Below are 17268 nucleotides of genomic sequence, written 5' to 3'. Positions count from 1 at the left end.
TCAGGCCAACGAGAGCAGTTGCACCTCGAACAGCAGCGTGGCGTTGGGCGGGATCACGCCGCCCGCACCGCGCGCACCATAGCCCAGCGCGGCAGGGATCAGCAGCGTGCGCTCACCGCCCACCTGCATGCCTTGCACGCCTTCGTCCCAGCCGCGGATCACCATGCCCGCGCCCAGGTGAAATTCAAACGGTTCGCCGCGGTCGTGGCTGGAGTCAAAGCGCGCCCCCTTGGCGCCGTCCTGGTGCAGCCAGCCGGTGTAGTGCACCTTCACGGTATGGCCGCGCTCGGCGCGCGGGCCCTCGCCCAGGCGGGTGTCTTCGTATTGCAGGCCGGAAGCGGTGGAGATCATGGCTAGGAGGTAATGAAGCGGTAGCGGGAGAGACTATTTCTTGTTGCGCGCGGCGGTCCAGCGGGTGGCAAAGGCCTGCAGGTCGGACAGGCGCTTGAGCAGATCCTGCCCGGACGAAGTCACGATATAGCCTTCGCTGCCGTGGTCGAGAAAACCGGCTTCGCGCAGCTCCTTGATGCGGGTGTTCAGGGTGTTCGGGGTGATGTTGCCCACGCTGTCCTGCAGCAGCCGGAAGGTCTGCGGGTGGCCGTCGCGCAAGGCCCAGAGTACGCGCAGTGCGTAGCGGCGTTCCAGCCGTTCAAGGAGCTGATTGACGGCGGCATTTTCTTTCGAACCCATGAACGTATCTCCTGGTGCTGAGCGATGCCGGGATGCGTCAGTGTACGCAAAAGCATCTAAAAAGATAGCGTTATGTTAACGTGCAAACGTGGCTGCCGCCAGTTTTCGCATCAAGAAGTCTGGAGCCTGCACACGGCTGCGGCGGCAACCGGCAGATTTGTTGCTTTTCCACCCGCGGGGCTGCGCGCCTTCGGTCTTCAGCCGGCGGCTTGCCCGGCCTGGCGCTGCTCGAGCATGCGCACCAGCACCAGCATGGTGCGGTTGACCGGCGTGGCAATGCCGAGCGCGTCGCCACGGCGCACCACGTAGCCGTTCAGGTGCTCGATTTCGGTCGTCTTGCCGCGCGCCAGATCCTGCGCGGTGGAGGACAGCTGTCCCGGCATGGTCTGCACGATGGAGCGCAGCGCCGCGTGGATGTCGCCGGGCAGCTGCACGCCCTCGGCGCGCGCCACCGCCAGGCATTCATTGACGATGTCCTGCACCACATCGGCGGCGCCCGGCTGCTGCATGAGCCAGCCATAGGGTTGCTGCAGCACGGCAGACAGGGCGTTGTAGGCGCTGTTGATGATCAGCTTGGCCCAGAGCGCACCGCGCACGTTGTCGGAAATCTGGGTCGGTATGCCGGCGGCCTGCAACTGGCGCGCCAGCTCTGCGCTGCGCGCGCTGGGCGCAATCACCAGGTCGCCGCGGCCATAGTGGCGCACGTGGCCAGCGCCCGCCATGGCCGTGGCCACGTAGACCACGGCGGGCGCGACCTCGCAGGCGCTGCCGAGCACCTTGGCGGCCCGCAAGTCGTTGTCCACGCCGTTTTGCAGCGTCAGCACCAGCGTGTCCGGGCGCACGTGCGGGAGCAATTGCCGCGCCGCCTCTTCGGTGTCGGCCGACTTGACGCAGAGCAACACCACGTCCGCGCCGCTGGCGGCACTGGCTTCGGTGCTGGCGGCCATGGGCAGGTGCAGGTCTTCGCTTTGTGTTTGCAGACGCAGGCCCGCGCCCCGGATCGCGCGCACATGCGCGTCGCGGCCGATCAAGGTGACGCCATGCCCCGCCCGCGCCAGCAGTGCGCCGAAATAGCAGCCGACGGCGCCGGCCCCCATGACGGCAAAGGACAGTAGGCGCTCGGGCGCCGCGGAATGGCTCGGGTGCATGGCGGTGTTTCTTGTTGGCTGGGACAGGGCACAAGTGTGCATCGAAGCTGCGTACGCCGGTCTTTTCGTATTGCGGAACGAGAATTCTTGCAATGAAATCACTGATGTTGCAGTGCACGAAAATTTCTCGATATGAGAAATTCCTTTCCACATCGTAGAAGTGCTGCTGCAAGTCTTTGATTTGAATAGAAAAAATATATGTCTTATATAAGACACAAGACGCACGACAGGTCTTGTATAAGACATACAATGCCAGCACGGCCCCGCCCTGGAGCCTTCGTTTTTTCAACCTTCGGAGAAGACCATGCCCCAATCGCTGAATGCCCAACTCAGCCGTGACCAACAGATTGCCGCCTTGGAAAAGGATTGGGCGCAGAACCCGCGCTGGAAGGACGTCAAGCGCGGCTACAAGGCGGCCGACGTGGTGCGTCTGCGTGGCAGCGTCCAGCCCGAGCACACGCTGGCACGCCTGGGGGCAGAAAAGCTCTGGGACAAGCTGCACGGCGGTGCGCGCAAGGGCTATGTGAACGCCTTCGGTGCAATCACCGCGGGTCAGGCCATGCAACAGGCCAAGGCCGGCCTGGAAGCGGTGTATCTCTCGGGCTGGCAGGTGGCGGCCGACGGCAACACGTCCGAAACCATGTACCCCGACCAGTCGCTCTATGCCTATGACTCGGTGCCGACCATGGTGCGCCGCATCAACAACACCTTCAAGCGCGCCGACGAGATCCAGTGGGGCCGCGGGATCGAGCCGGGCAGCAAGGAATTCATCGACTACTTCCTGCCCATCGTGGCCGATGCCGAAGCCGGCTTCGGCGGCGTGCTCAACGCCTTCGAGCTGATGAAGAACATGATAGGCGCCGGCGCCGCGGGCGTGCACTTCGAAGACCAGCTGGCCGCGGTGAAGAAGTGCGGTCACATGGGCGGCAAGGTGCTGGTGCCTACGCAGGAGGCGGTCGAAAAGCTCACCGCCGCGCGCTTTGCCGCCGACGTGATGGGCGTGCCCACGCTGATCCTGGCCCGCACCGATGCCGAAGCGGCCAATCTGCTGACCAGCGACCACGACGCCAACGACAAGGCCTTCCTGACCGGCGAGCGCACGCAAGAAGGCTTCTTCCGCGTCAAGAACGGGCTGGAGCAGGCCATCAGCCGCGGTGTTGCCTACGCGCCCTACGCCGACCTGGTGTGGTGCGAAACCGGCGTGCCGGACATCGGCTTTGCGCGTGAATTCGCCCAGGCCGTGCTGGCTTCCTCGCCCAACAAGCTGCTGGCCTACAACTGCTCGCCTTCGTTCAACTGGAAGAAGAACCTCGACGACAAGCAGATTGCCTCCTTCCAGGACGACCTGTCGGCGCTGGGCTACAAATTCCAGTTCATTACCCTGGCCGGCATCCACAGCAACTGGTACAACACCTTCAAGCTGGCCCATGCCTATGCCCAGGGTGAAGGCATGAAGCACTATGTCGAAATGGTGCAGGAGCCCGAGTTCGCCGCGCGCCAGCAAGGCTATACCTTCGTGAGCCACCAGCAAGAGGTCGGCGCAGGCTACTTCGACGATGTGACGACCGTGATCCAGGGCGGCAGTTCCTCGGTCAAGGCGCTCACCGGCTCGACCGAAGAAGCGCAGTTCCACTGAACGGCTGCGCCCGGGCCCGCCCCCGGTCGGCGCTGGCGCCGGCGGGGCCACGAACCACCCGCAAGGGTGGTTTTTTGTCGCTCATGTTTGCCGCGAATCTGCCGATAAGCAGGATGTATGCAGATCCAAGCCAAGCCCAATGAAGCGCTGCCCGAGATCGTTCCTCAGGGCTGGAGCCGGCGCTTCACCATGCCGCTGTTTCGCCAGGGCACGCAGGTCAAGCATGCGGGACGCTGGGAAACCGTGGACTACGTGAAACTGCGCCGGCTTGAACTGATGGTCTATCTGGTGGGCCGCAACGAGCCGGTGGCAACGCGCGAGCTTGAGGTGTCACCACTGCTCTTCACCACCGAGCGTGTGCCGACGGTGGAAAACATCGGCTATTCGCACGGCCTGTAAGCCATGGCTTGGCCCATGCGCACCGGGCCCGGTGTGCTCCAGCCGTCCGACCAGCGCAATTCGCCTCTCGGCAGCAGCACGATGACGGTCGAGCCGAGCTGAAAGCGGCCCATCTCCTGCCCCTGCGCAAGCACGATCTCCTGATCGCTGTAATCCCAGTGGCGCATGGGCGCGCCGCGCGGCGGATTCACCTGCCCATGCCAGGTGGTGCAGATGCTGCCCACGATGGTGGCGCCCACGAGCACCATGGCCATGGGGCCGAACTCGGTTTCAAACAGGCAGACCACGCGTTCATTGCGCGCGAACAGGCCGGGCACATGGCGTGCGGTCAGCGGATTGACCGAATACAGGCTGCCGGGCACGTGCCGCATGCGCAGCAGCCGGGCGCGACACGGCATGTGCACGCGGTGGTAGTCACGCGGGCTCAGGTAGAGGGTGGCAAACAGCCCGTCCTCGAACCGGGCGGCGAGCGGCGCATCGGCGCCGAGCAGCGCCGCAGCGCTGTAGTCGTGTCCCTTGGCTTGCAGCAGGCGCCCCTCGCGCAGGCTGCCGAACTGGCTGAGCTGGCCGTCCACCGGGCAGACGAGGTCGCTGTCTGCCAGCGGGCGCGCTCCGGGCTTGAGCGCCCGGGTGAAAAAGGCGTTGAAGCTGGCGTAGGCGGCAATGTCGGCTTGCTCTGCTTCCGTCATGTCCACGCCGTAGCGCCGCACGAACCAGCGTATGACGGCGGTGGTCCAGCGCCCGGCTTGCGCCGTCGCCCCATAGCCGGCCAGTTGCGTCAGGGCCTGCTTGGGCGCGAGGTGTTGAAGGGCGATGGCGAGACGGTCTGGCACGGCGGATGCAAAAGCATGCAGTGTAGCGGTTTGGGCACAAACCGAGGCCTGAAGTACAATACGCGATTGTTTTTTGCTTGCGCGGCGGGGTTGTCTTGAGCGCGGCAGCGACCCATCCGGAGAAAAGCACAGACCTTTATGGCAAAGGAAGAACTCATAGAAATGCAGGGCAGCGTCACCGAGGTGCTGCCCGATTCGCGTTTTCGCGTCACGCTGGACAACGGCCACCAGCTCATCGCCTACACCGGCGGCAAGATGCGCAAGCACCACATTCGCATTCTCGCGGGCGACAAGGTGTCGCTCGAGATGTCGCCCTACGACCTGAGCAAGGGGCGCATCACCTTCCGCCACCTGGCGGGACGCGGCCCCGCGCCCAGCCGCTGAGCGGCGCGGCCCGCGTGGCAGCACAGGCTATCGGAGCGTAGCGCAGTCTGGTAGCGCATCTGGTTTGGGACCAGAGGGTCGTAGGTTCGAATCCTATCGCTCCGACCAGTACCATGGGGCCGGCATTGCGCCGGCCCCTTTTGTTTTGCCGCGCAGCCTGGGAGTGAAGCGCATGCATGCGAGCAACCGTTCGAGCGGGGCGCCGCGCTACGGCGCACTGGACGCACTGCGCGGCCTGGCGTTGGTGTGGATGACGCTCTACCACTTCGGTTTCGATCTGAACCACTTCGGCTGGTGGCGCCAGGACTTCTACCGCGACCCGCTGTGGACGGTGCAGCGCACCCTGATCCTGAGCCTGTTCCTGCTGTGCGCGGGCATGGCGCAAGCGGTGGCGCAAGCCCAGGGCGTGGGCTGGCGGCGCTTTGGCAAGCGCTGGTTGCAGATCGCCGGCTGCGCGCTGCTGGTAAGCGCCGGCTCACTGCTCATGTTCCCGCACAGCTTCATCTACTTCGGCGTGCTGCACGGCATCGCGCTGATGTGGCTGCTGGCGCGCCTTAGCGCGGGCTGGGGACGCGGCCTGTGGCTTGCGGGTCTGCTTGCGCTGCTGCTGCCCTGGCTTGCGCGCCATCTGCTCGATGCCGCGCCTGCCGGTTGGGCCGATGCCTTCAACGGACGCTGGCTCAACTGGCTGGGCTTCATCACGCACAAGCCGATCACCGAAGACTATGTGCCGCTGTTTCCCTGGATGGGCGTGTTCTGGTGGGGGATGGCGCTGGGGCAGTGGCTGCTTGCGCGCCGGCCGGCGTGGCTCGCACGGCGAGCGCCTGGCTGGCCCGGGCGCACCCTGATGCTGCTGGGGCGCCACAGCCTGCCGTACTACATGCTGCACCAGCCGGTGTTGATCGGTGCGCTGATGCTCGCGGGCTGGGCGCTGGCGCAATGAAAACGCGGCCCGAAGGCCGCGCTGCGTTTGGCTGGCGTCAGTGGCGGCGCTTCATTCCACCTTGGCCTTGGTGCGCAGGTCCTGCTGGAATTGCATCAGCTTTTGCTGCTCCAGCTGCTGGCGCACCTGGTCCTTGACCTCGTCGAGCTTGGGCAGCTGGGCATCGCGCGTATCGTCCAGGCGGATGACGTGCCAGCCGAACTGGCTCTTCACCGGCGTCTGGGTGACCTTGCCTTTTTCAAGCTTGATCATGGCTTCGGTGAATTCGGGCACGTAGCTGCTCGGGTTGGCCCAGCCCAGGTCGCCGCCCTTGGCGCCAGAGCCCGGGTCCTTGGATTCCTTCTTGGCGATTTCCTCGAAATTGCCGCCCTTGTCGAGCTGGGCGATGATGGCCTTGGCCTGGTCTTCGTTTTCGACCAGGATGTGGCTGGCCTTGTATTCCTTGCCGGCGTTGGCGGCGACGAACTTGTCGTACTCGGCCTGGATTTCGGCGTCGGTCACCGGGTTTTTCTTCTGGTAGTCGGCAAACAGCTCGCGAATCAGAAGGGCCTGGCGAGCCAGTTCCATCTGGTCCTTGAAGTCCTTGCTGTTTTGCAGGCCGCGCTTTTGCGCCTCCTGCATGAAGATTTCGCGCGCGATGACTTCTTCGCGCACCTGCTTCTTGATGTCGGGCGTGACTTCGCGGCCCGCCTGCTGCAGTTGCTGCTCGATCAGCTCGGCGCGCGCCGTGGGCACGGCCTTGCCATTGACGATGGCCAGGTTCTGGGCGGCCGCCGGCAGGGCGGTGGCAGCAACGACGGCAACGGCCATCAGGCCGGACAAGAGCTTGTTTTGCATGGAAATGTGCGAGGAGGAGGGAAGGGGAGAGAGCAAAAAACCCGGGAGGGTGCAAGCATCCGGGTCAGAGAATTTCGATGGCGATCGCGTGCGCACCCGCCGCTATGAAGGGGCGCAGCGCATCATACACAAGCCGGTGCTGCTGCACCCGGCTGTGGCCTTGCAGGGAAGCAGCCGCAATGCGCACCCGAAAATGGGTGCCGTAGCCCGTGCCGTTGGCGCCGGCGTGCCCCTCGTGCAGACGGCTTTCGTCCAGCACTTCGAGCAGGCCGGGGTCAAGCAGCTCGCGCAGGCGCGCGTCCATGGCTTCGGCGGTCACCGCGTTGCCCGTGCCCGCCGGCGTGACGGTGGTACTCATTCAGGCGCCTCCGAGGCCGCGGACGACGCTGCGCCCTGGGGCGCCTCACTCAGGTGGCGCGCGATATACAGGCCTTGGCCCAGGATGAAAAGCACCGGGAAGACATAGCCCCAGAGCTTGAAGTCCATCCAGGCGTCGGTGGAAAAGTAGGCGGCCACATAGCCATTGAGCACCGCCATAAAGACGCAGTAGCCGACCCAGGCCAGCGTGAGCCGTTGCCAGACCATCTCGGGCAGCGCGATCTGGCTGCCCAGCATGATCTTGAGAAAGTTCTTGTGGTAGATCCACAGCGCGACCGCCAAGGCCAGCGCCATCGCGGCGTAGAGCACCGTGGGCTTCCATTTGATGAAGCGTTCGTCCTGCAGCGCCAGCGTGAGCGCGCCGAAAAGCAGAATCAGCACCAGCGTCGCCTTGTGCATGGTGCTGAGCTTCTTGTCCAGGCGCCAGACGATGGCCATCTGCACCACGGTGGCACCCATGAGCACCGCGGTGCCCATGTAAATGCCTTGCCATTTGTAGGCAACGAAGAACAGCAGGATGGGGAAGAAGTCGAGCAGCAGACGCATGGAGTGCCGGATTATCGCGGTTCGAAGTCCAGCGCCGCCGAATTCATGCAGTAACGCAGGCCTGTGGGTGCGGGGCCGTCTTCGAAGACGTGGCCCAGGTGGGCGCCGCACTGCGCGCAAGTGGTCTCGGTGCGCACCATGCCGTGACTGCGGTCCACGGTTTCGCGGATGGCGCCGGGCAGCGCCTGCGAGAAGCTGGGCCAGCCGCAGCCGGCATCGAACTTGGTGCCCGATTCGAACAGCTGCGCGCCGCAGCAGATGCAGTGGTAACGCCCGTCCTGCCAGTGGCTTTCGTATTTGCCGGTAAACGGGCGCTCGGTGGCGGCGTGGCGCGTCACCTCGTAGGCGCCGGCTTCCGCCTGCTTGCCGGCGAGCAGCGAGCGCCATTCGTCGTCGGTCTTGCGTATCGGATAGGTCATGAGGAGCAACTCAGGGTGAGAGAGGCCGCCCAGTCGGGCGGCGGGCCGGCCCAGGCTTGGTGGTCGGGATGGTCGTCGAACGGGCGCATGAGCACCTGCTGCAGAGCTTCGATGACGGAAAAGTCCTGAAGTTTCGCCGCGCGGATGCACAGCTCTGCCAGATGGTTGCGCAGCACGAATTTCGGATTGGTTTTGAGCATCAAATCGGGGTTTTGCACAATACCAGCCTGCGCTAACAGCTCTGAAAACGCTAGCAACCAATCGTGGAACGCCGTGCGGTCGATGAACAGATCGGCCGCCGCTTTCGGCGTGCCGCTGGCACAGGCTTGCGAATAGCTGCGCCAAAAGATGCTGTAGTCCACGCCTTCGCGCGCCAGCAGCCGCAGCAGCTGCGCAAGGGATTCGGCGTCGCCTTCGAAGGGCGCGCTCAGCCCCAGCTTGCGCCGCATCTGTGCCATGTAATGCGCCTCGAACGCGCCGGGGTAGGCGGAGATCGCTGCCTGGGCGTGGGGCAGCTCCTCGATCAGCGGCAGCAGCGCGCGTGCCAGGCAGGCCAGGTTCCAGTGGGCCACGGCCGGCTGCTCGTCGAAGGCGTAGCGACCGAGCTGGTCGCTGTGGTTGCAGATGTGCTGCGGGTCAAAGCCGTCCATGAACTGAAACGGGCCGTAGTCCAGCGTCAGGCCCAGGATGCTCATGTTGTCGGTATTCATCACGCCGTGCATGAAGCCTACCGCCTGCCACTGCGCGATCAGGGCGGCGGTGCGCTCGCTCACCGCGCGCAGCAGCGCGGCGTAGGCATTGCCCTGGGCGGCATCGGCCGTGCGGCAGGCGGGGTAGTAGCGCTCGATCACGTAATCGGCCAGGCGGCGCAGCGCCGGCTCCTGCCCCTGCGCGGCAAACCACTCGAAGTGGCCAAAGCGGATGAAGCTCGGTGCCACGCGCGTGAGCACGGCAGCGCTCTCCAGCGTCTCGCGCTGCACCGGCAGGGGCGAGCCGACCAGGGCGAGCGCCTGGGTGCTGGGTATCGCCAGGCCGTGCATGGCGCAGCTGGCCAGGTATTCACGAATGCTCGAGCGCAGCACCGCGCGCCCGTCGGCGCCGCGCGAATAAGGCGTGCGTCCGCTACCCTTGAGCTGCAGTTCCTGACCTTGCGCCGTCTCGCCCAGCAGCAGCGCGCGCCCGTCGCCCAGACGCCCGGCCCAGACGCCGAACTGATGTCCGCCATAGACGCTTGCCAGCGGCGTGCTGCCGGGCAGCGTGGCATTGCCGCTCAGGGCTTGCAAGGCCTGGTCGCTGTCGAGCCAGGCGGGCTCCAGGCCCAGTTCTGCGGCAAGCTCACGGTTGCGCGCGATCCAATGCGGCTCGGGCAGGGGGCTGGGCGCAAGCGCCGTGAAGAAGGGCTCGCCCAGCGTGGCAAAGCCCGCTTGCCAGGCGGGGCCTCGTGCTTCGGGGGCAGGCGTGGCGCGCATATCCATGGCCCATTGTGGGACGAAGCGGCAAGCGCTGCTGGCGCGTGCGCTCTTGTCCTGTAGGGGACAAGTCGCGTGCAGCCACGCGGGGCGCACGCACGAGGCGGCCGCAGGCCAGAGCTAACATGGCGGCGTTTCGTTTGCCGACCGAAAAAGGAGACCCCATGCTGCTCGGACAGATGCAGAGCCAACCCTTGTTGATTTCCATGCTGATCGACTTCGCCGAGCGCCACCATGGCGACGGCGAGATCGTCTCGCGCCGGGTGGAGGGCGACATGCACCGCTACACCTACGCCGATCTGGCGCGGCGCGCCAAACGCCTGGCCAATGCGCTGGAGGCGGCGGGTACCGAGCCGGGCGACCGCATTGCCTCCATCGCATGGAATGGCTATCGGCACATGGAGCTGTACTTCGGCGTCGCCGGTTCGGGGCGCGTGATGCATACGCTCAACCCGCGCCTGCATCCGGCGCAACTGGTGTGGATCATCAACCACGCCGAAGACAAGGTGGTGTGCTTTGACGCCAGCTTCCTGCCGCTGGTGCAGGCGGTGCACGCCAAGTGCCCCACGGTCAAATCCTGGGTGCTGCTGTGCGAGGCCGACAAGTTGCCCGCGGACAGCGGCATCCCCGGTCTGCTGAGCTACGAGGCCTGGATTGCGGCAGCCTCCGAGCAATACAGCTGGCCGCAGTTCGACGAGAACACCGCCGCCGGGCTGTGCTACACCAGTGGCACCACGGGCGATCCCAAGGGCGCGCTGTACAGCCACCGCTCTACCGTGCTGCACGCCTATGGCGGCTGCCTGCCCGACGCGATGAACCTGTCGGCGCGCGACTCCATGATGCCGGTCGTGCCGATGTTTCACGTCAACGCCTGGGGCCTGCCCTACGGCGCGGCGCTCACCGGCTGCAAAGTGGTCTTTCCCGGCCCCGCGATGGATGGCAAGTCGATCTACGAGCTGATGGAGGCCGAGCAGGTGACGTTTGCCGCCGGCGTGCCGACGATCTGGCAGATGCTGCTGTCGCACATGGCGGCCAACGGGCTCAAGTTCTCCACCCTCACGCGCACCGTGATCGGCGGCTCGGCCTGCCCGCCCGCGATGATCGACACCTTCCGCGACCAGTACGGCGTGGACGTGCTGCACGCCTGGGGCATGACCGAGACCAGTCCGCTGGGCACGCTGTGCACGCTCAAGAACAAGCAGCTCAAGCTCTCGCCCGAAGAGCAACTGCACATCCGCACCAAGCAGGGGCGGGCGCTCTTTGGCGTGGACATGAAGATCGTCGGGGACGACGGCAAGGACCAGCCCTGGGACGGCAAGACCTATGGCGACCTGCTGGTGCGCGGCCCCTGGATATTGGCGCGCTACTTCAAGGGCACGACCGATCCGCTGGTCTACGACGAGGCCGGGCACGGCTGGTTTCCCACGGGCGACGTGGCCACCATCGATGCCGACGGCTTCATGCAGATCACCGACCGCAGCAAGGACGTGATCAAGTCCGGCGGCGAATGGATCAGTTCCATCGACATCGAGAACATCGCCATGGCGCACCCGGCCGTGGCCATGGCCGCCTGCGTCGGCATGGCCCACCCCAAGTGGGACGAACGCCCGATCATCGCCGTGGTGACCAAACCCGGCGCCGAGGTCACGCGCGAAGAGCTGCTCGGGTTCTACGAAGGCAAGATGGCCAAGTGGCAGATCCCCGACGACGTGGTGTTCGTCGAGGCGATCCCGCTGGGCGCTACCGGCAAGATGCAAAAGAGCAAGCTGCGCGAGCAGCTCAAGGACTACAAGCTGCCCGGCCTTTGAGTGGTTTGGCCGGCCGCTGAGCAGGCCTCACTCTCTGCTAGGATGGCGGCCTTGGATGGGTCGGGAGAGCTTGCCGGGCATGCGCCCGGCGACGCCGAAGGAGCAACTGCCCCGGAAACTCTCAGGCACAGGAACCGGCCCGTCGTCCACACTCTGAAGAGCAGGCAGCTTCGTCTCTTGCCTCACCGAAGGAGCAAGTGTGCCGCCCCAGCGCCGGCACACGAATCTCTCAGGTTCCGAACAGAGGGGGCACGCCGCATGCATGGTGCATGCCGCGTCACCCATCCTGACGTTTGGAGCTGACATGACTTCGATCGCCGTCATCGGCGCCGGTATCACCGGCGTCACTTCTGCCTACGCGCTGGCCCGGCGCGGTTTTGATGTAAGCCTGCTGGAGGGCCATCGCTACGCCGGCATGGAGACCTCGTTCGCCAATGGCGGACAGCTCTCCGCTTCCAACGCGGAGGTGTGGAACCACCCGTCCACGCTGCTCAAGGGCCTCAAGTGGATGCTGCGCAGCGATGCGCCGCTGCTGGTCAATCCCCGGCCCACTTGGCACAAGCTGTCCTGGTTTGCCGAATTCATCGCCCAGCTTCCCCGCTACCGCGAGCACACGGTGCAGACCACGCGCCTGGCGATCGCCGCGCGCCAGCATCTGTTTGACTGGGCCGAGCGCGAAGGCCTGCACTTTGATCTGCGCCGGCAGGGCATCTTGCACATCTACCGCGACCGCGCCGGTTTCGAGCATGCGGGCGAGGTCTCCAGGCTGCTGGCCGAAGGCGGTCTGCAGCGCCGGGCGGTCACGCCCGAGGAGATGCGCGCGATCGAGCCCACACTCGCGGGCAACTACTACGGCGGCTACTTCACCGAAAGCGATTGCACCGGGGACATTCATCTCTTCACCGCCGGCCTGGCCGCTGCCGCCGAGCGCCTGGGGGTGCACTGCCTCTATGGCGCGCAGGTGCAAGGCCTTGAAAGCGACGGACGCCGCGCGCTGGTGCGCTGGAGCGGCGAAGACGGCCCGCGCGAGCAGTCCTTCGACGCGGTGCTGGTCTGCGCCGGCGTGGCCAGCCGCGCGCTGGCGGCGCAACTGGGCGACCGCATCAACATCTACCCGGTCAAGGGCTACTCGATCACCGTGCACCTGCAGGACGAGGCAAGCCAGCAGGCCGCGCCCACCGTCAGCCTGCTCGACGACGAGACCAAGCTCGTCACGAGCCGCCTGGGCGCGACGCGCTTTCGCGTGGCCGGCACGGCCGAGTTCAATGGCGTGAACAGGGATATCCGGGCCGACCGCATCGCGCCGCTGGTGCGCTGGGTCAACGCCTGCTTTCCCGGCGTGAGCACGCGCCAGGTCGTGCCCTGGGCCGGCCTGCGCCCGATGACCCCGAGCATGCTGCCGCGCGTGGGCCAGGGTCGCAAGCCCAATGTGTTCTACAACACCGGCCACGGCCACCTGGGCTGGACGTTGTCGGCGGCTACGGCGGACATGGTGGCCGAGCTGGCCAGCTCGGCCCTCGGGCGCAGTGCGGGCGGCGCGCGGGTGGCGCTGCAGGGCGCCTGAAGCGGCACACGGGTGCGCCGCTGCCGCGTCCCACCCGTGACAGCCGCGCAGAGCAGGCCGCGGCAAAGCTCCTACACTCTTTGAGCCCGGGCCGGCGCATGTGCCATGCGCGGGCCCCGCGTTTGCGCGGCCAATCAAGAAGGAGCTCTGCCAGTGACAGCCCAATACCAGGTCCAGGGCGATATCGCCCTCATCACGCTGAACAACCCGCCGGTCAACGGCCTGGGGCTAGCCACGCGCAAGGCCTTGGGCGAGGGGCTGCGCCAGGCGCAGCAGGACGCGGCCGTCAAGGCCATTGTGCTCACCGGCGCGGGCAAGGCGTTTTCGGGTGGTGCGGACATTACCGAGTTTGGCACCGACAAGGCCTTTGCCGAGCCCAATCTGCACACCGTGATCGCCATGGTGGAGCAGTGCAGCAAGCCGGTGGTCGCGGCGATCCACAGCGTCTGCATGGGCGGCGGGCTGGAGCTTTCGCTTGCCTGCCACTACCGCGTGGCCGCGCCCGGCTGCAGCGTGGCGCTGCCCGAGGTCAAGCTGGGCCTGCTGCCGGGCGCCGGTGGCACCCAGCGCCTGCCGCGGGTGCTGGGGGTGGAGGCGGCGCTCAATCTGATCGTCAGCGGCGAAGCGCTCAAGAGCGAATTCATCGCCGGGGTACCGGGGCAAAAGCTCTTTGACAAGCTCGCCAGTTCGCCCGAAGCCTTGCTGGACGAAGCCTTGGCCTTTGCGCGCAGCGTGGCCGATGTGCGCCCCTTGCCCTTGGTGCGCAATCTGCCCTGCGCACACCCCCAGGGCGAGGCCTACTTTCAGTTTGCGCGCAACATGGTCAAGGGCATGGCGAAGCACTTCCCCGCGCCGGCGATGTGCGTGGACGCGGTGCAGGCGGCAGCGAGCAAGAGGATGTTTGCCGATGGCCTGGTGGTCGAGCGCGAGCTGTTCACGCGGCTGATGTGGTCGCCCGAGTCGCGCGCGCTGCGTCACCTGTTCTTTGCCGAGCGCGCCGCGAGCAAGATTCCCGACGTGCCCGCCGCTACGCCGCTGCGCAAGATCGAGAAAGTGGCCGTCATTGGTGCAGGCACCATGGGCGGCGGCATCGCGATGAACTTCCTCAACGCCGGCATCCCGGTGACCCTGCTGGAGATGAAGCAGGAAGCGATTGAGCGCGGCGTGGGCGTGATGCGCAAGAACTACGAGGCGCAGGTCAAGAAGGGCAAGCTCAAGCAGGACAAGTACGAGCAGCGCATGGCCTTGCTCACGACCACGCTGAGCTACGACGACCTCAAGGACGCCGACCTGATCATCGAGGCAGTGTTCGAAGACATGGCGGTGAAGGAGGCAGTATTCAGGCAGCTCGACGCGGTGGCCAAACCCGGCGCGATTCTGGCCAGCAACACCTCGACGCTGGACGTCAACCAGATTGCCGCCTTCACCGCCCGCCCGCAGGACGTGGTGGGCCTGCACTTCTTCAGCCCGGCCAACGTGATGAAGCTGCTCGAGGTGGTGCGCGGCGAGAAGACCGCCAAGGATGTGCTCGCCACGGTGATGGCCGTGGCCAAAAAGATCCGCAAGACGGCGGTGGTCGCGGGCGTGTGCGACGGCTTCATCGGCAACCGCATGATCGAGCAATACGTGCGCCAGGCGGGCTTTTTGATTGACGAGGGCTGCACCCCGGCGCAGGTGGACAAGGCGATCGAGAAATTCGGCTTTGCCATGGGGCCGTTTCGCATGAGCGACCTGGCGGGCAACGACATCGGCTGGGCCATCCGCAAGCGCCGCCGTGTGGAATACCCCGACATGAAGTACAGCAAGACGGCCGACTTGCTGTGCGAGCAGGGGCGCTTTGGCCAGAAAGTGGGCAAGGGCTGGTACGACTACCTGCCAGGCAAGCGCGACGCAATCCCCAATGCCGAGGTGGTGGCGATGATCGAGGACTACCGCAAGAGCGAAGGCATCACGGCGCGCAAGATCGGCGACGAGGAAATCGTGCAGCGCCTGGTGTTCAGCCTGGTCAACGAGGCCGCGCACGTTCTGCAAGAAGGCATCGCCAACAAGGCGAGCGACATCGACGTGGTCTACATCTTTGGCTACGGCTTTCCGGTGTTCCGCGGCGGCCCGCTGAACTACGCCAACGAGGTCGGCCTGTTCAACGTGGTGGCGGCCATGCAGCGCTTTGCGCGCAACCCGCACGACGACGCCGCCTTCTGGCAGCCCGCGCCCTTGCTGGCGCGCCTGGTGGCCGAAGGCAAGCACTTCGCCTGAGCCCGAGAAAGACAGCACAAGGAATATCGCCATGACCAGCGCAGTGATTGTTTCTACCGCCCGCACGCCGCTCGCCAAGAGCTGGAAGGGCTCCTTCAACATGACGCATGGCGCCACGCTGGGCGGCCATGTGGTGCGCGCCGCTGTCGAGCGCGCGGGCATCGAGGGCGGGCAAGTCGAAGACGTCCTCATGGGCTGCGCCAACCCCGAGGGCGCGACCGGCATGAACATCGCACGCCAGATCGCGCTGATGGCCGACCTGCCGGTGACCACCAGCGGCATGACGGTGAACCGCTTTTGCTCCTCGGGCTTGCAGACGATTGCGCTGGCCAGCCAGCGCATCATCGCGGGCGAGGGCGAGGTCTACGTGGCCGGCGGCGTGGAGAGCATCTCCTGCGTGCAGCAGGAGATGAATACACACATGTTGTTCGACCCGGCCTTGCAGAAGAAAAAGCCCGAGATCTACTGGAGCATGCTGCAGACCGCCGAGCAGGTGGCCAAGCGCTACGGCATTGGCCGCGAAGCCATGGACGAGTACGGCGCGGCCAGCCAGCAAAAGGCCTGCGCCGCGCAGGCCGCGGGCCTGTTCGAGGCCGAGATCGCACCCATCACCGTGACTGCGGGCATCGCCGACAAGACCCTGGGGCTGATCACGAAGCAAGTCACCGTCAGCAAGGACGAGGGCCTGCGCGAGGGCACGACGGTGGCCGCCATCAGCGGCATCAAGCCGGCGCTGCCCGGCGGCCTGGTGGCGGCGGGCAACGCGAGCCAGTTCTCGGATGGCGCGGGCGCCTGCGTGGTGGTGAGCGAAGACTACGCCAGTCGCAAGAACCTGAAACCCTTGGGGCGCTTTCTGGGTTTTGCAGTTGCAGGCTGCGAGCCCGACGAGATGGGCATAGGCCCGGTGTTTGCGGTGCCCAAGGTGCTCAAGCGCCTGGGCCTTGCGGTTCAGGATATCGACCTGTGGGAGCTGAACGAAGCTTTCGCGGTGCAGGTGATCTACTGCCGCGACAAGCTCGGCATTCCGGCCGATCGGCTGAACGTCAACGGCGGGGCGATAGCCGTGGGCCACCCCTACGGCGTGACCGGCCAGCGCCTGACCGGCCATGCGCTGATCGAAGGCAAGCGCCGTGGGGCCAAGCGCGTGTGCGTGACCATGTGCATAGGCGGCGGCATGGGCGCGGCGGGCGTGTTCGAGGTGCTCTGAAGGCGCCGGCGGCGCACGACCCGGAGCGAGCGGGCCGCAGACATGCGGCCCTTTTTCATGGGCGCCGCGCGCGCTCCAGCAGGCTGTCCAGATAGGCGGCGAACAGCGCCTGCGAGGACTGGCCGAACATGCGTATGCGTCCGGTGTGGCTCATCACCAGCAGCCCGACGATGTGGGCAAACAATGCAGTGACCTCGGCAGTGGCGCGTGCGTTGTCAAGGCCCAGCGCCTGCAGCGCCGCATGGCAGGGCAGCAGCGCGTCGCGCAGGCGGGTGTTCAGGCGCGCATCGAGTTCGGGCGTGAGGCCGCGCGGCGCCATGCCCTGGAACAGGTAAAAACCCAGATCCAGGTCGTGCGGGTTGACGCGGTAGAAGTCGAAAAAGGCGCTGGCGCCCGCGCGCAGGCGCTCGGCGGGGCGTTCGCTTGTCTGCAGCGCCAGTTGCACCTGGGTGTTCAGGCGCTCCAGCGATTCGCCCAGCAGCGCGCCGTAGATGTGCTCTTTGCTCGGGAAGTAGCTGTACAGCGCGCCGGGCGTATAGCCGGCGCGCCGGGCAATCTCGCGGATGCTGGTCTTTTCCATGCCGAGCTCGAAGAAGGCCGAGCGCGCCGCATCGAGCACCAGTTCCTGACGCACGTCCGCCAGGCGGCGGCGACGCTCGGCGCGCAGCTCGTGGGCCGAGGGCGGGGCGGGGCTGGCTTTCTTTCTGCTGACCGGCATGGCGGGCATTGTAGGATTGACAAACATATTGAA

General features: G+C 66.0%; 18 protein-coding genes, 1 tRNA gene and 1 riboswitch. Of the genes, 9 read left to right on the top strand and 10 right to left on the bottom strand.

Annotated elements, in window-relative coordinates; all coding sequences use genetic code 11:
• The 3 genes from KUD94_RS05645 to KUD94_RS05635 all read right to left on the bottom strand — a co-directional run bounded on the left by KUD94_RS05645 (position 1) and on the right by KUD94_RS05635 (position 1838).
• A complete protein-coding gene (locus KUD94_RS05645) occupies positions 1-351 on the bottom strand; it encodes an FKBP-type peptidyl-prolyl cis-trans isomerase (protein WP_218238815.1) in 351 nt (116 codons plus the stop codon).
• A gap of 33 nt (positions 352-384) precedes the next feature.
• Complete coding sequence (locus KUD94_RS05640) at positions 385-690, bottom strand: helix-turn-helix domain-containing protein (RefSeq protein WP_218238814.1); 306 nt, start codon at positions 688-690, stop codon at positions 385-387.
• A 197-nt stretch (positions 691-887) separates the two neighbouring features.
• The gene (locus tag KUD94_RS05635) at positions 888-1838 is read right to left on the bottom strand and encodes a ketopantoate reductase family protein (protein ID WP_218238813.1); all 951 of its coding nucleotides are present in this window, start codon (positions 1836-1838) and stop codon (positions 888-890) included.
• A gap of 304 nt (positions 1839-2142) precedes the next feature.
• Here KUD94_RS05635 and aceA point away from each other — a divergent pair, with 304 nt between their 5' ends.
• Both aceA and KUD94_RS05625 read left to right on the top strand, forming a co-directional pair.
• On the top strand, positions 2143-3474 hold the full coding sequence (gene aceA / locus KUD94_RS05630) for an isocitrate lyase (protein ID WP_218238812.1): 1332 nt from the start codon (positions 2143-2145) through the stop codon (positions 3472-3474).
• Positions 3475-3591: 117 nt separating this feature from the next.
• Positions 3592-3873 carry a hypothetical protein gene (locus tag KUD94_RS05625; protein ID WP_218238811.1) on the top strand — a complete coding sequence of 94 codons (282 nt, stop codon included), beginning with the start codon at positions 3592-3594 and terminating at the stop codon, positions 3871-3873.
• On the opposite strand, the gene asd is transcribed toward KUD94_RS05625, so the two are convergent.
• A complete protein-coding gene (asd, locus tag KUD94_RS05620) occupies positions 3855-4706 on the bottom strand; it encodes an archaetidylserine decarboxylase (RefSeq protein ID WP_218238810.1) in 852 nt (283 codons plus the stop codon). The genes KUD94_RS05625 and asd overlap by 19 nt on opposite strands.
• Before the next feature lie 138 nt (positions 4707-4844).
• On the opposite strand from asd, the gene infA reads away from it, so the two are divergent.
• The 3 genes from infA to KUD94_RS05605 all read left to right on the top strand — a co-directional run bounded on the left by infA (position 4845) and on the right by KUD94_RS05605 (position 6033).
• Complete coding sequence (gene infA / locus KUD94_RS05615; RefSeq protein WP_218238809.1) at positions 4845-5090, top strand: translation initiation factor IF-1; 246 nt, start codon at positions 4845-4847, stop codon at positions 5088-5090.
• A 31-nt stretch (positions 5091-5121) separates the two neighbouring features.
• Positions 5122-5198: transfer RNA gene (locus KUD94_RS05610), tRNA-Pro, on the top strand.
• A gap of 64 nt (positions 5199-5262) precedes the next feature.
• A complete protein-coding gene (locus KUD94_RS05605; RefSeq protein WP_218238808.1) occupies positions 5263-6033 on the top strand; it encodes a DUF1624 domain-containing protein in 771 nt (256 codons plus the stop codon).
• Positions 6034-6084: 51 nt separating this feature from the next.
• On the opposite strand, the gene KUD94_RS05600 is transcribed toward KUD94_RS05605, so the two are convergent.
• From KUD94_RS05600 to KUD94_RS05580, 5 genes are all read right to left on the bottom strand, one after another.
• Positions 6085-6870, bottom strand: a complete 786-nt coding sequence (locus KUD94_RS05600) for a peptidylprolyl isomerase (RefSeq protein ID WP_218238807.1) — start codon at positions 6868-6870, stop codon at positions 6085-6087.
• A gap of 64 nt (positions 6871-6934) precedes the next feature.
• Entirely contained in the window at positions 6935-7228 is a 294-nt protein-coding gene (locus KUD94_RS05595) for a BolA family transcriptional regulator (protein ID WP_218238806.1), read from the bottom strand.
• Positions 7225-7794: a septation protein A gene (locus tag KUD94_RS05590; protein ID WP_218238805.1), complete on the bottom strand. Its 570-nt coding sequence runs from the start codon at positions 7792-7794 to the stop codon at positions 7225-7227. The genes KUD94_RS05595 and KUD94_RS05590 overlap by 4 nt, the downstream gene beginning before the upstream one ends.
• A gap of 11 nt (positions 7795-7805) precedes the next feature.
• Positions 7806-8213, bottom strand: coding sequence for a peptide-methionine (R)-S-oxide reductase MsrB (gene msrB / locus KUD94_RS05585; protein ID WP_218238804.1), 408 nt, complete (start codon positions 8211-8213; stop codon positions 7806-7808).
• Positions 8210-9682 carry a YdiU family protein gene (locus tag KUD94_RS05580; protein ID WP_370625895.1) on the bottom strand — a complete coding sequence of 491 codons (1473 nt, stop codon included), beginning with the start codon at positions 9680-9682 and terminating at the stop codon, positions 8210-8212. Before KUD94_RS05580 ends, msrB begins: the two co-directional genes overlap by 4 nt.
• A gap of 167 nt (positions 9683-9849) precedes the next feature.
• Here KUD94_RS05580 and KUD94_RS05575 point away from each other — a divergent pair, with 167 nt between their 5' ends.
• From KUD94_RS05575 to KUD94_RS05560, 4 genes are all read left to right on the top strand, one after another.
• Positions 9850-11490, top strand: coding sequence for a 3-(methylthio)propionyl-CoA ligase (locus KUD94_RS05575; RefSeq protein ID WP_218239202.1), 1641 nt, complete (start codon positions 9850-9852; stop codon positions 11488-11490).
• 51 nt (positions 11491-11541) lie between these two features.
• Positions 11542-11637: riboswitch (glycine riboswitch) on the top strand.
• A 157-nt stretch (positions 11638-11794) separates the two neighbouring features.
• A complete protein-coding gene (locus tag KUD94_RS05570) occupies positions 11795-13054 on the top strand; it encodes a D-amino acid dehydrogenase (protein WP_218238802.1) in 1260 nt (419 codons plus the stop codon).
• A gap of 153 nt (positions 13055-13207) precedes the next feature.
• On the top strand, positions 13208-15310 hold the full coding sequence (locus tag KUD94_RS05565; RefSeq protein WP_218238801.1) for a 3-hydroxyacyl-CoA dehydrogenase NAD-binding domain-containing protein: 2103 nt from the start codon (positions 13208-13210) through the stop codon (positions 15308-15310).
• Between the two features lie 31 nt (positions 15311-15341).
• Positions 15342-16517, top strand: a complete 1176-nt coding sequence (locus KUD94_RS05560; RefSeq protein WP_218238800.1) for an acetyl-CoA C-acyltransferase — start codon at positions 15342-15344, stop codon at positions 16515-16517.
• A gap of 55 nt (positions 16518-16572) precedes the next feature.
• On the opposite strand, the gene KUD94_RS05555 is transcribed toward KUD94_RS05560, so the two are convergent.
• Complete coding sequence (locus tag KUD94_RS05555) at positions 16573-17235, bottom strand: TetR/AcrR family transcriptional regulator (RefSeq protein ID WP_218238799.1); 663 nt, start codon at positions 17233-17235, stop codon at positions 16573-16575.
• Between the last annotated feature and the right edge of the window lie 33 nt (positions 17236-17268).

The sequence above is a fragment of the Comamonas sp. NLF-1-9 genome (assembly GCF_019195435.1).
Classification (GTDB): Bacteria; Pseudomonadota; Gammaproteobacteria; order Burkholderiales; family Burkholderiaceae_C; genus Comamonas_C.
Note: the sequence above shows the minus strand (reverse complement) of the source record. Positions and strands in the feature narration are given on the sequence as shown.

Bases quoted from the DNA above. Each gene is read 5' to 3' on its own strand.
- KUD94_RS05555 (WP_218238799.1), bottom strand. From the start codon at position 17,235: ATGCCGGTCAGCAGAAAGAAAGCCAGCCCCGCCCCGCCCTCGGCCCAC.
- KUD94_RS05625 (WP_218238811.1), top strand. From the start codon at position 3,592: ATGCAGATCCAAGCCAAGCCCAATGAAGCGCTGCCCGAGATCGTTCCT.
- aceA (WP_218238812.1), top strand. From the start codon at position 2,143: ATGCCCCAATCGCTGAATGCCCAACTCAGCCGTGACCAACAGATTGCC.
- KUD94_RS05600 (WP_218238807.1), bottom strand. From the start codon at position 6,870: ATGCAAAACAAGCTCTTGTCCGGCCTGATGGCCGTTGCCGTCGTTGCT.
- infA (WP_218238809.1), top strand. From the start codon at position 4,845: ATGGCAAAGGAAGAACTCATAGAAATGCAGGGCAGCGTCACCGAGGTG.
- KUD94_RS05645 (WP_218238815.1), bottom strand. From the start codon at position 351: ATGATCTCCACCGCTTCCGGCCTGCAATACGAAGACACCCGCCTGGGC.
- KUD94_RS05580 (WP_370625895.1), bottom strand. From the start codon at position 9,682: ATGCGCGCCACGCCTGCCCCCGAAGCACGAGGCCCCGCCTGGCAAGCG.
- KUD94_RS05560 (WP_218238800.1), top strand. From the start codon at position 15,342: ATGACCAGCGCAGTGATTGTTTCTACCGCCCGCACGCCGCTCGCCAAG.
- KUD94_RS05640 (WP_218238814.1), bottom strand. From the start codon at position 690: ATGGGTTCGAAAGAAAATGCCGCCGTCAATCAGCTCCTTGAACGGCTG.
- KUD94_RS05595 (WP_218238806.1), bottom strand. From the start codon at position 7,228: ATGAGTACCACCGTCACGCCGGCGGGCACGGGCAACGCGGTGACCGCC.
- KUD94_RS05590 (WP_218238805.1), bottom strand. From the start codon at position 7,794: ATGCGTCTGCTGCTCGACTTCTTCCCCATCCTGCTGTTCTTCGTTGCC.
- KUD94_RS05570 (WP_218238802.1), top strand. From the start codon at position 11,795: ATGACTTCGATCGCCGTCATCGGCGCCGGTATCACCGGCGTCACTTCT.
- KUD94_RS05635 (WP_218238813.1), bottom strand. From the start codon at position 1,838: ATGCACCCGAGCCATTCCGCGGCGCCCGAGCGCCTACTGTCCTTTGCC.
- msrB (WP_218238804.1), bottom strand. From the start codon at position 8,213: ATGACCTATCCGATACGCAAGACCGACGACGAATGGCGCTCGCTGCTC.
- KUD94_RS05605 (WP_218238808.1), top strand. From the start codon at position 5,263: ATGCATGCGAGCAACCGTTCGAGCGGGGCGCCGCGCTACGGCGCACTG.